Raw genomic sequence first — 12,946 nt, 5'->3', positions numbered from 1 at the left:
AACTTCCTTTCGGCTTCGATGACCTGAAGCAACCTGCTGCCGAAAACTGCGTAACTCTTTGTTTATCAAGGAGTTTTCCGTTTCGACTGCGCCGGAAGTGGGGCGAATTATAGGCCTCCAGAATCTGCCGTCAACACCTATTTACGCCTATTTGGCAGAAGAGGCCTTTTTAGCCGTTAAACGAGGGATTCGACGAGCTACGGGCGGTAGCCGCAGCACTAACAACAACGCACCTATAGACGCATAGATCACCCACTCTTTGAGGTCGGCACGCACAATCCAGAGCATATGCAGCAATCCAAGCCCGAGAATGACGTAAGCCAGGCGATGCAACTTCTTCCAACTCGCCCGCAATCGCCGCTGACTGTATCGATTGGACGTCACCGCCAATGCCAGCAAACCAAGAAAGCCCAGCGCCCCGACAATAATGTAAGGCCGCTTGCGCAACTCGACACCCAATTGCGACCAGTCAAAACCAAGAATGAATGCGGCATAGCTACTAAGGTGGAGCACTACATAGGCAAAACACCACAACCCCAACTGTCGCCGCACAACAATCCACCCTGGCCAACCGGTGAGCCTCTGCAAAGGCGTCATACCCAAAGTCACGAGCAGCAGAACAAGCGTCCCCAACCCCAATCGATCGACCAGTACCTTGCCCGGATCCGGCCCGAGGACATCCCCCCAGGCCTGAGACAACCACAGCAGCGGCCACACCAGTACCACGACAAAGACACCGATACGCCAAAACGGATAGCGCATCAGTAATTCTTCCTCAGGTCGAGCCCCGTATATAGAGAGGCAACTTCCTCTGAATAGCCGTTGAACATTTGCGTGTCGCGCACATTGGGCTTGAACAAACCGCTCGGCAGGCGGCGTTCACGAGCTTGAGTCCAGCGAGGATGATCAACCGTGGGATTCACGTTCGCATAAAAGCCATACTCATCCGGAGCAATACTCTGCCAGGTGGTTTTCGGCTGCTCGCTGACCAGACTGATGCGCACGATGGACTTGATGCTCTTGAAGCCATATTTCCAGGGCACCACCAAACGCAACGGCGCGCCGTTTTGATTAGGCAACTCACGCCCGTACATGCCTACCGCAAGAATCGCCAAGGGGTTCATCGCCTCATCCAGACGCAGCCCTTCTATATAGGGCCAGTCGATCAAGGCAAAACCCGAGCGCTGGCCCGGCATGCTTTTGGGGTCCTGCAGGGTTTCGAAGCGGATGAATCTGGCTTTCGAGGTCGGCTCTACTTCCTTGAGCAACGCCGAGAGGGGAAAGCCGATCCAGGGAATGACCATCGACCAGGCTTCCACGCAACGCAGTCGGTAGATTCGCTCCTCAAGCTGGTACGGCTTCATGAAATCCTCCAGCGCATACCGCCCTGGCTTGCCCACCTCCCCGTCCACAACCACCGACCACGGCTCAGTCTTCAGCGCGCCGGCATTGGCGGCCGGATCACCCTTGTCGGTGCCGAACTCGTAGAAGTTGTTGTAGTGGGTCGCATCCTTGAACGGCGTGATCGCCTCATCCTTGACGTTGACCGCACCCCACTGGGTAGCAGGAAGTTTTTCGCTGAACCAGGAAGGCGCCTTGCCGGGTTCGACATCCGGGTAACGCGCAGCATCGCCAGCGCTGGCCCATTGCGGCAGGCTGCCCAGGGCGAAACCGGCAATCGTGGCGCCGAGCACATTGCGTCGAGAAAGATAGAGGGATTCAGGTGTGACGTCCGACTCATGGCAGTCGGACGTTCTGGTGACTTTGATCAGCATGGTTACTCCGCAGCTCTGGAGGACAGGTGCACCCATAGACTGCGGAGTATGAGGGAAATTACGCGCTCTTGTTACGGCGAAGACGTAACAGGTATTGAACCGGGCCAGAGGCTGCATAGGCGAGAAACACCAGCAACAGGATGCGCGGCGGATCACTGAACACCACGGCAAACACCAGCACCACCGCGAGAATCGCCACGAACGGCACGCGCCCCTTCAGGTCCAGCTCCTTGAAGCTGTTGTACTTGATGTTGCTGACCATCAGCATGCCGGCCGCAGCCACCATCAGCGCAACCAGGAAGGACATCTTCGATCCCTGGATACCGTAATCGCTGAACGCCCAGACGATGCCTGCAACAACACCCGCCGCCGCCGGGCTGGCCAGGCCGATAAAGTAGCGCTTGTCCGCCGTACCGACCTGAGTATTGAAACGTGCGAGACGCAGCGCCGCACCCGCGACATAAACGAAGGCGACCATCCAGCCGACCTTGCCCATGTCACCCAGCGCCCAACCGAAGGCCAGCAACGCCGGTGCGACACCAAAGGCAACCATGTCCGACAGCGAGTCATACTCGGCACCAAAGGCGCTCTGGGTATTGGTCATGCGGGCCACGCGGCCATCAAGGCCATCGAGCACCATCGCAACGAAGATCGCGATGGCCGCAAACGCGAAATACTTGCTCGCATTGGCCGAGTCACCCGCACTCAGGGCCGCCTGGGCGCTCATCGAGTTGATGATGGAGTAAAACCCTGCGAACAGGTTCGCAGTGGTAAACAGGTTCGGCAGAAGATAGATACCACGATGCCGGACTTTACGACCTTCAGCGTCATGGCCCTCCTCGACATGTTCATCGATGGGCAGCAGGCTTTCGGCGTCAGAAGCCTGGTTTGGCTCTTCGGGGCGTTCGCTCATGGACATTACCTTGCAACGGGGTGGAAAGTTTGGACAGGTGTCTGGGACGACGGTTCGGCCGCAAACGATGCAGCTTTATACCAGAACCGCTCTCCCAAACGAAAAAACGCGGCCTAAGCCGCGTTTTTCGTACAAGGGCGTGACTTAGTTTTTAGCTTTGTCGACGATCTTGTTGGCACCGATCCACGGCATCATGGAGCGCAGTTGCTCACCGATGATTTCGATACCGTGAGCGGCGTTGTTACGACGCTTGGCGGTCATCGAAGGATAGCCGGTAGCGCCTTCGCTGATGAACATCTTGGCGTATTCGCCGTCCTGAATACGTTTCAGGGCGTTGCGCATGGCCTGACGGGATTCGGCGTTGATAACTTCCGGGCCGGTCACGTACTCGCCGTATTCGGCGTTGTTGGAGATCGAGTAGTTCATGTTGGCGATACCGCCTTCGTACATGAGGTCAACGATCAGCTTCAGTTCGTGCAGGCACTCGAAGTAGGCCATTTCTGGCGCGTAGCCAGCTTCAACCAGGGTTTCGAAACCGGCTTTTACCAGTTCAACGGTACCGCCACACAGAACGGCTTGCTCGCCGAACAGGTCGGTTTCGGTCTCGTCCTTGAAAGTGGTTTCGATGATGCCGGTACGACCGCCGCCAACGCCGGCAGCGTAGGACAGCGCAACGTTCTTGGCGTTGCCCGAGGCGTCCTGGTAGATAGCGATCAGGTCAGGGATACCGCCGCCCTTCACGAATTCGGAACGTACGGTGTGGCCTGGAGCCTTCGGCGCGATCATGATCACGTCGAGGTCAGCGCGCGGCACAACCTGGTTGTAGTGGATCGCGAAGCCGTGGGAGAAGGCCAGGGTGGCGCCTTTCTTGATGTTCGGCTCGATTTCGTTCTTGTACAGGGAGGACTGGAACTCGTCCGGGGTCAGGATCATGACCAGGTCGGCAGCTGCAACAGCCGAAGCAACGTCGGTCACTTTCAGGCCATGGGCTTCTGCCTTGGCAACGGTAGCCGAACCTTTACGCAGGCCTACAGTCACGTCAACGCCGGAATCTTTCAGGTTGCACGCCTGAGCGTGGCCTTGGGAACCGTAACCGATGATGGCAACTTTCTTGCCCTGGATGATCGACAGGTCGCAGTCTTTATCGTAGAAAACTTTCATGAATTTCCCCTATATCAGGCCGTTCAGGCCGTTCGCTAATTTGGTTTAGATGCTGAGTACTTTGTCGCCGCGGGCAATGCCGGTCACGCCGCTACGGACGGTTTCCAGAATCGAGGCGGTGCCGATGGACTGAATGAAGCTGTCGAGCTTGTCGCTGGTACCGGTCAGTTGAACGGTATACACGCTGGCGCTGACATCTACGATCTGCCCACGGTAAATATCGGTAGTGCGCTTGATCTCGGCGCGCTGGGCGCCGGTGGCCTTGACCTTGACCAACATCAGTTCGCGCTCGATGTGAGCACTTTCCGACAGGTCGACCAGTTTTACCACTTCGATCAGCTTGTTCAGGTTCTTGGTGATCTGCTCAATGACTTCATCGTGACCGACAGTGGTCAGCGTCAGACGCGACAGGGTCGGGTCTTCGGTTGGGGCCACGGTCAGGCTTTCGATGTTGTAGTTGCGCTGCGAGAACAGGCCAACCACGCGAGACAGAGCGCCGGGTTCGTTTTCCAGAAGCAAGGAAATAATGTGCCGCATGATTAAGTACGCTCCGTCTTGCTCAGCCACATATCGCGCATGGAGCCGTCTTTGATCTGCATCGGATAGACGTGCTCGCTGGTGTCGACCGAAATGTCGATCACCACCAGGCGATCCTTCATGGCGAACGCCTCTTCCATCTTCGACTTCAAGTCCTTCGAATCGGTGATACGCACGCCAACGTGACCGTAGGCCTCTGCCAGTTTGACGAAGTCAGGCAACGATTCCATATAGGAATGAGAGTGACGGCTGCCGTAGCTCATGTCCTGCCACTGGCGAACCATGCCCAGCACACCGTTGTTCAGGATGACGATCTTGACCGGCAAACCGTATTGCAGACAGGTCGACAGCTCCTGAATGTTCATCTGGATGCTGCCCTCGCCGGTGACGCAAACGACGTCGTCATCCGGGAAGCTCAGCTTGATGCCCATGGCCGCCGGGAAACCGAAGCCCATGGTGCCCAGGCCACCGGAGTTGATCCAGCGGTTCGGCTTGTTGAACGTGTAGTACTGCGCCGCGAACATCTGGTGCTGACCCACGTCGGAGGCTACAAAGGCATCGCCCTTGGTCACTTCGCACAGGGTTTCGATCACGGCCTGCGGCTTGATGACGCTGCCGTCGCCCTTGTCATAAGGGAACAGGCCACGATCACCGCGCCACTCATCGACTTGCTTCCACCAGCTGGCAACGGACTCCTTGTTCGGGGTCTCGCCGATTTCCTTGAGGATCGCGACCATTTCGGTCAGGACACTCTCGACCGGACCCACGATAGGCACGTCGGCCTTGATGGTCTTGGAGATCGAAGCCGGGTCGATGTCGATGTGAATGATCTTGGCGTTCGGGCAGAACTTCGACGCGCCGTTGATGACACGGTCGTCGAAACGCGCGCCGACAGCGAGGATCACGTCAGCATGGTGCATCGCCAGGTTGGCGGTGTAGCTGCCGTGCATGCCAAGCATGCCGATGAACTGACGGTCGGTGCCAGGGTAGCCACCGAGGCCCATCAGGGTATTGGTCACTGGCAGGTTGAGCATCTTCGCCAGTTCGGTCAGTGGTGCGGAACCACCGCCGAGGATCACGCCGCCGCCCGAATACAACACAGGACGCTTGGCCGCCAGAAGCATCTCTGCCGCCTTGCGGATTTGACCGGAGTGACCGCGAACAGCCGGGCTGTAGGAGCGCAGCTTGGCTTTTTTCGGGAAGACGTATTCGAACTTCTCGGCCGGGTTGGTCATGTCTTTCGGAATATCGACAACGACCGGACCAGGGCGACCGGATTGCGCCAGGTAGAAGGCTTTCTTCATGACTTCCGGGATTTCCGACGCGTGCTTGATCATGAAGCTGTGTTTCACGATCGGCCGGGAGATACCGATCATGTCGGTTTCCTGGAATGCGTCGGTGCCAACCATGGTGCTCGGCACCTGGCCGGAAATGACCACCATCGGAATGGAGTCCATGTAGGCCGTGGCAATACCGGTGATGGCGTTTGTCGCGCCCGGCCCGGAAGTCACCAGTACCACGCCGGCTTTACCGGTGGCACGGGCGTAGCCGTCAGCCATATGGGTAGCCGCTTGCTCGTGACGAACCAGGATGTGGGTCACTTCCGGTTCTTTGAACAGGGCATCGTAAACATGAAGAAGAGCACCACCCGGGTACCCGTAGATATATTTGACGCCTTCGTCGCGCAAAAAGCGGACGAGCATCTCACCGCCAGATAAAAGCTCCACGTTGCTCACCTCTAAAACGCCAGAATACCGCCCACGAAAAATGGGACGGGTCTTAATAGGTTTACTTCTCAGCAGAGCATGAGCGACGGTGGTCGCCGACTACGTCAGCACTGACTGAGCAAGTATTGGGATCGTCCCAAGTGTTGCGGGCCTTTCCCACCCAGCGCGAGGTAACGCGTTGCGGGTGTAACAGGTCGACGCGGATATGCGCCTCATGATCTGCTGAGAGGGTCTGCTTCTGGCAGTCCCTGTACAGCGGACTTTGGATTCTTCTGTTTCGCCCTTCGCAAGTCAAGTCGTCTATGAGCTTTATTCTACTAAGCACATGAGAACGCAAGAAAAAACCCGTAAATCCGCCGCGTGTTAGCTTCGATTGCGCAACTTTTGGCAAAAAATTGGCACGCGCATGCGCTTACCCTGCAGCGGCCGACAAAATAGAGAGAGATTGTGGACAACTGCCAGCGGACGCTGGCAGCTTCTGGCTCAGCGAGAGGCTGTGATCAACTGATCAAACTCTTTGAGCAATACCTGCAACTGCCGATCCCTGCCCTGGACATTGCGTCCGGCAAAGACCATCTCAGCCATTTCCTGAATGCCCGAAGCATTGGGTAGCGGCAGATCCTGCTCGAGGATCATCTTCATGCGCGGCAGGAAGATCCATTGCAGCCATTGCTCGAAATCCAGTGTATCGACCGAAAACGGCTCGACACTGGAAAGCGCTTCGGCCGATGGCGAGACGTCATCCCACCAGCCTTGCACCCGCAACTCGCGCTCGATCAACAGCAGTTGATCGGCGATTTTCAGAAAGCGCGCATCCATCACAGCGTTACCTTGGCCTTCTGGCGCGCCAGTGCCGCGCCCTGGGAGTCACCCTGCTTTTCACGTGCCTGGGCAATCAGCTCCCACAAGTTGGCCTGAAGGGCCGGACGCCCATTGGCCAAGGTCAGCCCCCGGCGCGCGAACTGCTCGGCCTGGGCTGCATCGCCTTGAGCCATCCGCACCTGCGCCAGACGGTACAGCACCTGCGGTTCACGCGGAGCAACGCGCTGGGCGCGTTCAAGGCTGGAGGAGGCACCGTTGAGATCACCGCTCGCCTGTTGCTGTTGAGCGGTGGTCAGCAAAGCCAGTACCGGGCCGTCCAGCTGCTCATCGGCAGAGAGCCCGCCCGAGCTGGCCGACGGAATCCCGCTTGGCGACGACGGCATGCTGTAGCTGCCCTGGTTGATCGGCGCCGACTGTACCGGCGACGTGTCAATCGGCCCCGGCGTGATCGGCCCCGGGGTAATAGGCGTAGTGCTGATTGGCGTTGAAGTCGTTGCTGCGCCTGGCACCATCACCACGACGCCGCTGTCACCTTGCGGAATCGCCTGGGTCTGCGACTGACCTTGTACAGGGCGCTTGACGGTCGTCTGGCGGAAGCCGCCATTGGCCGAGATCCGCTCACTGTTGGACACCGCGGTGCCGGAATCCACAACCGGAATCGAACCACGTTGGACGGTAGAGCAACCGCTGAGCAAAGCTACGGCGGCAACCGCTGGAATCAACCACTTGTTCACTTGAAATCCTCTTTGCTTAATTCATCCAGCCCTTGACCCAGTCCATCACCGACTCCGCAGGGTTTTCACCACCGCAAGCGGCGCCGGGAGGCGGTTCGCTGCCGCGAATATACGGCATCTGCACGGCACCGGGGCAACCGGCGTCAGAACCTTGCCCGGTTCGCGAATCCACCCAGGCCTGAACAATATTATCCGGCTGCGGCATGTCCAGCGGCAACGGGTCGGCCTTGCGCATGAAGCTGGTCCAGACCTGCAAGGCCCCGGTGGCGCCCGTGAATGGCGTCTTGCCGTTGTCGTCGCGCCCCAGCCAGACCACCGCCAGCAAGTCCTGGCTGAAACCGGCAAACCAACTGTCTCGCGAGTCGTTACTGGTGCCGGTTTTACCCGCGAGGTTCAGCGTTCTTGGCAACACGTTGTAAACCGAGCTGCCGGTACCTTCTCGCATCACGCGCTGCATGGCGCTCTGGATCAGGTAAATGGAGGCCGGATCGAAACGCTGCTGAATCTGGAACGGATAACGCTTGAGCGGCTCGCCTTCGGCCGTCAGCACGCTGCGAATCCCGCGCATCGGTGTATTGAAGCCACCGTTGGCGAGGGTCTGGTACATGGTCGCCACTTCGATGGGCGTCATCCCGCCAGCGCCGAGCAACATCGACGGGAAGGCCGGGAATTCACGAGACACCCCCAGGCGCTCCACCGTCTTCAGGACGTTCGGCACACCGACCGCCAGGCCGAGACGCGCGGTCGACAGGTTGTAGGAATGCGCCAACCCCTGATAGAGGAAGACGGTACCGTGAGAGCGACGATCATAGTTCTGCGGCTTCCAGACCTGGCCGTCGGCGCCCTTGACCGAGAAAGATTCGTCCGACAGCCAACTGGTCAACGTGTACTGGCTCGGCTTCTCCAGCGCGGTCAGGTACACCGCCGGCTTGATCAACGAGCCGATCGGCCGCACAGCATCCAGCGCCCGGTTGAACCCGGCAAAACTGGCCTGGCGACTGCCGATCATGGCCTGTACTTCGCCGGTCTCCGGGTTGGTCACGACCATGGCCGCCTCGACGTCATCGGACCCCTTGCGCCCGGCCAGGCGCTTGAAGGTGTCGTTGACCGAGGCTTCAGCCTTCATCTGCAGGATCGGGTCGAAACTGGTGAAGATGCGCAGGCCTTCTTCGGTCAAGTCTTCGTCGCGATAGTCTTCGCGCAACTGACGCTTGACCAGATCGAGGAAGCCGGGGAACGAGCTGTCGGCCAGACTGCCGCGCTTGGTCACGCCCAGCGGCATTTTCTTCGCCGCCTCAACCTGCTCGGCAGTCGCGACGCCCTGCTCCTGCAGCACATCGAGTACCAGGTTGCGCCGCTCAAGGGCACGCTCCGGATAACGGCGAGGGTTATAGGAAGACGGCCCTTTGACCATCCCCACCAGCAGTGCGACTTGATGCAGCTTGAGTTCGGCCAGCGGCTGGCTGAAGAAAAACTGGCTGGCCAGACCGAAACCGTGCACCGCGCGCTGACCGTCCTGCCCGATAAACACTTCGTTGAGGTAAGCCTCAAGGATTTCGGGTTTGTCGTAATGCAGTTCAAGCAGCAGCGCCATCATCGCTTCGGTGAGCTTGCGGCTCAGGCTGCGCTCGTTGGTCAGGTAGAAGTTCTTGACCAACTGCTGAGTCAGGGTACTGCCGCCCTGACGCATGCGGCCGGATGAACCGTTGACCCAGATCGCTCGGGCGATCGACTTCGGCGAAACACCGAAGTGATGATAAAAATCGCGGTCCTCGACCGCCACCAGCGTTTCCAGCAGATACGGCGGCACCTGATCGATCTTGATCAGGATCCGGTCTTCGAGGTTTTTCGGGTACAGGCCACCGATCAGCAGCGGCTCCAGGCGCACCACCGACAGTTTCGAGCCTTTTGCCCCCGCCAACTCGGCCACGTAATCGCCGGAGAAACGCACCCGCACCGGTTGCGCCTGCTCCATGCCTTCATAGAACTGGAAGCCACGGGTGTTCAGGTCAACGGTATTGCCGTTCACCGACGCCGCGCCCGGGCCGTTGGCCACGCTTTCACGGCGATAACCCAGGGCATCGAGTTCGGTCAGGAAATCATCCCGGCTCAGCTTTTGTCCGACGAACAGCTCGAGGGGACGAGCGTAAACCTTGGCCGGAATCGTCCAGCGCTTGCCGGAAAACTTTTCCTGGACAATTGCATCAAGGTAAACGGCGAATCCGGCCAGCACTACCAGGCCGACCAGACTGAGTTTAATGGCCCAGCCCAGCCACGGGCGCAGGCCCCTGGAGGGTGGTTTTTTTGGGGTACGGGGAGTTCGAGTACGAGTCATGGCGGCGGATTATACGCACTTTATTCATACTCAACAGGAGCGCTCCGAGGTTTGCGTCAAGCGGACTTGCAGCCATAATGACGGCCTTGATTTTCCAGACTCTGAAGGATCGCCTGTGAGCCAGACCTTGATCGCTGCCCTGCAAAACCCTGCCCTCTACCCGCACCCGGTAGAAGGATTCCAGGTCATCGAAACCCATATCTCCTGGGTCATTCTCACCGGCCCCTTCGCTTATAAAGTGAAGAAACCGGTCAACTTCGGTTTTCTCGACTTTACCGGCCTTGAGGCACGCGAACATTTTTGTACTGAAGAGCTGCGCCTGAACCAGCGCCTGACCGACGATTTGTACCTGGAAGTGTTGCCCGTCACCGGCAGCGCCGAGGCTCCGCAATTGGGCGGCGAAGGGCCAGCCATCGAATATCTGCTGAAGATGCGCCAGTTCCCGCAAAGCGGACTATTGAGCACCCTGCAAGCCAATGGCGAATTGACCACCGCGCACATCGACGAGATGGCCGAGCAGATCGCCCGCTTCCACCTCAACGCCCCAAAAGTGCCGGCCGGGCACGAAGCCGGCACCCCGGACAGCGTCATGGCGCCGGTACGGCAGAACTTCGAGCAGATCCGCCCGTTCCTCAGCGATAAAGCCGACCTGTTGCAACTCGACGCCCTGCAAGCCTGGGCCGAAAGCAGCTTCGAGCGCCTCAAACCACTGCTCGCCCAGCGCAAGGCCGAAGGCTTCATTCGTGAATGCCACGGTGACATCCATCTGGGTAACGCTACCGTGATCGACGGCAAGGTCGTGATCTTCGACTGCATCGAATTCAACGAGCCGTTCCGTTTTACCGACGTTTATGCCGACACCGGCTTCCTGGCGATGGACCTGGAAGATCGCGGCCTGAAGTGCCTGGCGCGCCGTTTCGTCAGCCAGTACCTGGAGCTGACCGGCGACTATCGCGGCCTCGAGCTGCTGAACTTCTATAAAGCCTACCGCGCCCTGGTTCGCGCCAAGGTCGCCCTGTTCAGCATGCCGGCCGACGCCACTGCGGTGCAGCGCGCCACGACCCTGCGCCAGTACCGCAACTACGCCAACCTCGCGGAAAGCTACAGCACCATTCCTTCGCGCTTCATGGCCATTACCAGCGGCGTTTCCGCAGTCGGTAAAAGCCATGTCGCCATGCGCCTGGTCGAAGCCCTGGGCGCGATTCGCCTGCGCTCCGATGTCGAGCGCAAGCGCCTGTTCGGCGAGCAGACCGTCGAGAATGATGTACAGGCCGGCATCTATAGCGCCGACGCCAGCGCGGCGACCTATGCCCGCCTGCACGAAATCGCCGACGTCATTCTGCATGCGGGCTTCCCGGTGGTGGTCGACGCCACTTATCTCAAGCGTGAGCAGCGTGACAGTGCGGCGAAGGTGGCCGAGGCCACGGGTGCACCCTTCCTGATCCTCGACTGCAATGCACCACAGGCCGTGATCGAAAGCTGGCTGGCCGTGCGCCAGGCCGACAAGAAGGACCCGTCCGACGCCACTCTGGCCGTGATCGAAGCCCAACAAGCCAGCCGTGAGGCGCTGACCCCCGCAGAAATCCTCTGCAGCAAGCGCGTCCAGACCAATGAAAGCGGGACTCTGGATACCGTTGTGGAACAGATTCGCCAGCGCCTGCCGGGCCTGTAAAAACTATTTCAGTCGTGAGGCCCTCGCAGGCCTCACGACTGTCAAACAGTGGCACTATACTGGCGTCATAAAACCATCAGGTGATGCGACATGAGCCAGCCAAAACTTCTCGACACTCCGCTTTATGCCCTGCTGCACAAAGACGACATCAGAGGCTTTAACAGCGAGCGCCCCAAGGATGGCCCCATCGACATGGTGGGTGGCGATTTCCGGGGGCTGGACCTGCGCGAACTGAATGCCGACGGTGTGGACTTCAGCGACGCCTACTTCCGTTCCGCCGACTTGCGCGGCATCGATTTTCGCAAAGCGAACCTGGAAGGCGCGAGCCTGGCCCACGCGCAAATCTCCGGTACCTACTTTCCAGTGGAACTGAGTGCCGACGAAATCCTCATGTCGATGAACTTCGGCACGCGATTGCGCTACCGCACACGCTGATCACTGTTGCCGGCAGACAGGTCCAGTGCCCCCCATTGCACTGGACTGCGGGGACATTCACTCGCCATCCCTGATTGCTCTCCCCTACCCCTTTTTTTTGCGCGTTCGCCGACCTTCAACACCCTGCCAACACGTGTCTCTTAGAAGCATTTGCGTCGAAAACGAGCAAACAATCACGCTTTTCCTACTGATGGCTACACTCCTCAGAAGATTGCCCACGCTCTCCATTCGGCCATCGCAAGGAGGCTTGATGAATGATGAACTGCAACACCTGAAGAATCTTGGCAAGACGTCAGCGCAATGGCTGCATGCCGTGGGCATCCATAGCGCATCGGACTTGCGTCGCCTCGGGGCGGTGGATGCTTATCGGGCCGTGCGTACGCGCGGTTTTCGGGCGTCCAAGGTGTTGTTGTACGCGATTGAAGGTGCCCTGATGGACGTTCACTGGAATGACATTCCTGCCGAGCGCAAGGAAGCGTTGAACAAACAACTGGAAGCCATTTCTTCACGCCACAAGAACTGAGCCGACAAATATTTCCGAAGTTTTGCAACCTGAAACCCAATGATTACGGGGCCTGCAGAAGTAAATTCGGCAAATCGCAATGAAATCAAAAAACAGCGGTTGACTTGGTAATGAGAATCGATATGATTATCACAACTGGTCGCGAGACTGGTCGATTTTCTGAATAGCCCTTGGTTCGGACTCTCAGATTATCTCCTCATCAGGCTAATCACGGTTATTTGACCCGGCTCTTGCCGGGTCTTTTTTTGCCTGTGGAAAAGTACTGACGGGATTCGGCGATGGATGCGCCCTGCCGATCACCACAATGCGGGT

The 12,946-nt window shown here is 58.6% G+C and carries 12 protein-coding genes; 3 read left to right on the top strand and 9 right to left on the bottom strand.

Features of this window, described 5'->3' with window-relative positions; all coding sequences use genetic code 11:
• Positions 1-147 precede the first annotated feature (147 nt).
• The 9 genes from msrQ to mrcB all read right to left on the bottom strand — a co-directional run bounded on the left by msrQ (position 148) and on the right by mrcB (position 10,004).
• A complete protein-coding gene (gene msrQ, locus AC07YV_RS23445; RefSeq protein WP_102701642.1) occupies positions 148-762 on the bottom strand; it encodes a protein-methionine-sulfoxide reductase heme-binding subunit MsrQ in 615 nt (204 codons plus the stop codon).
• Entirely contained in the window at positions 762-1,775 is a 1,014-nt protein-coding gene (gene msrP, locus AC07YV_RS23440; protein WP_102701641.1) for a protein-methionine-sulfoxide reductase catalytic subunit MsrP, read from the bottom strand. Before msrP ends, msrQ begins: the two co-directional genes overlap by 1 nt.
• Positions 1,776-1,833: 58 nt before the next feature.
• Complete coding sequence (gene pssA, locus AC07YV_RS23435; protein WP_102701640.1) at positions 1,834-2,688, bottom strand: CDP-diacylglycerol--serine O-phosphatidyltransferase; 855 nt, start codon at positions 2,686-2,688, stop codon at positions 1,834-1,836.
• A gap of 144 nt (positions 2,689-2,832) precedes the next feature.
• Entirely contained in the window at positions 2,833-3,849 is a 1,017-nt protein-coding gene (ilvC, locus tag AC07YV_RS23430; protein ID WP_003228216.1) for a ketol-acid reductoisomerase, read from the bottom strand.
• A 45-nt stretch (positions 3,850-3,894) separates the two neighbouring features.
• A complete protein-coding gene (ilvN, locus tag AC07YV_RS23425; protein WP_003176102.1) occupies positions 3,895-4,386 on the bottom strand; it encodes an acetolactate synthase small subunit in 492 nt (163 codons plus the stop codon).
• A gap of 2 nt (positions 4,387-4,388) precedes the next feature.
• Complete coding sequence (locus tag AC07YV_RS23420) at positions 4,389-6,113, bottom strand: acetolactate synthase 3 large subunit (RefSeq protein ID WP_015096847.1); 1,725 nt, start codon at positions 6,111-6,113, stop codon at positions 4,389-4,391.
• A gap of 483 nt (positions 6,114-6,596) precedes the next feature.
• Complete coding sequence (locus AC07YV_RS23415; RefSeq protein ID WP_102701639.1) at positions 6,597-6,932, bottom strand: YqcC family protein; 336 nt, start codon at positions 6,930-6,932, stop codon at positions 6,597-6,599.
• Positions 6,932-7,669 carry a tetratricopeptide repeat protein gene (locus AC07YV_RS23410; protein ID WP_102701638.1) on the bottom strand — a complete coding sequence of 246 codons (738 nt, stop codon included), beginning with the start codon at positions 7,667-7,669 and terminating at the stop codon, positions 6,932-6,934. The genes AC07YV_RS23415 and AC07YV_RS23410 overlap by 1 nt, the downstream gene beginning before the upstream one ends.
• A gap of 16 nt (positions 7,670-7,685) precedes the next feature.
• Positions 7,686-10,004: a penicillin-binding protein 1B gene (mrcB, locus tag AC07YV_RS23405; protein WP_102701637.1), complete on the bottom strand. Its 2,319-nt coding sequence runs from the start codon at positions 10,002-10,004 to the stop codon at positions 7,686-7,688.
• A 115-nt stretch (positions 10,005-10,119) separates the two neighbouring features.
• On the opposite strand from mrcB, the gene AC07YV_RS23400 reads away from it, so the two are divergent.
• The 3 genes from AC07YV_RS23400 to AC07YV_RS23390 all read left to right on the top strand — a co-directional run bounded on the left by AC07YV_RS23400 (position 10,120) and on the right by AC07YV_RS23390 (position 12,634).
• A complete protein-coding gene (locus tag AC07YV_RS23400) occupies positions 10,120-11,676 on the top strand; it encodes a bifunctional aminoglycoside phosphotransferase/ATP-binding protein (RefSeq protein WP_102701636.1) in 1,557 nt (518 codons plus the stop codon).
• 90 nt (positions 11,677-11,766) lie between these two features.
• Complete coding sequence (locus tag AC07YV_RS23395; RefSeq protein ID WP_102701635.1) at positions 11,767-12,111, top strand: pentapeptide repeat-containing protein; 345 nt, start codon at positions 11,767-11,769, stop codon at positions 12,109-12,111.
• Positions 12,112-12,361: 250 nt separating this feature from the next.
• Positions 12,362-12,634: a TfoX/Sxy family protein gene (locus tag AC07YV_RS23390; protein ID WP_007971093.1), complete on the top strand. Its 273-nt coding sequence runs from the start codon at positions 12,362-12,364 to the stop codon at positions 12,632-12,634.
• The last annotated feature ends 312 nt before the right edge of the window (positions 12,635-12,946 follow it).

The organism is Pseudomonas sp. GW456-E7, from assembly GCF_059424105.1.
Note: the sequence above shows the minus strand (reverse complement) of the source record. Positions and strands in the feature narration are given on the sequence as shown.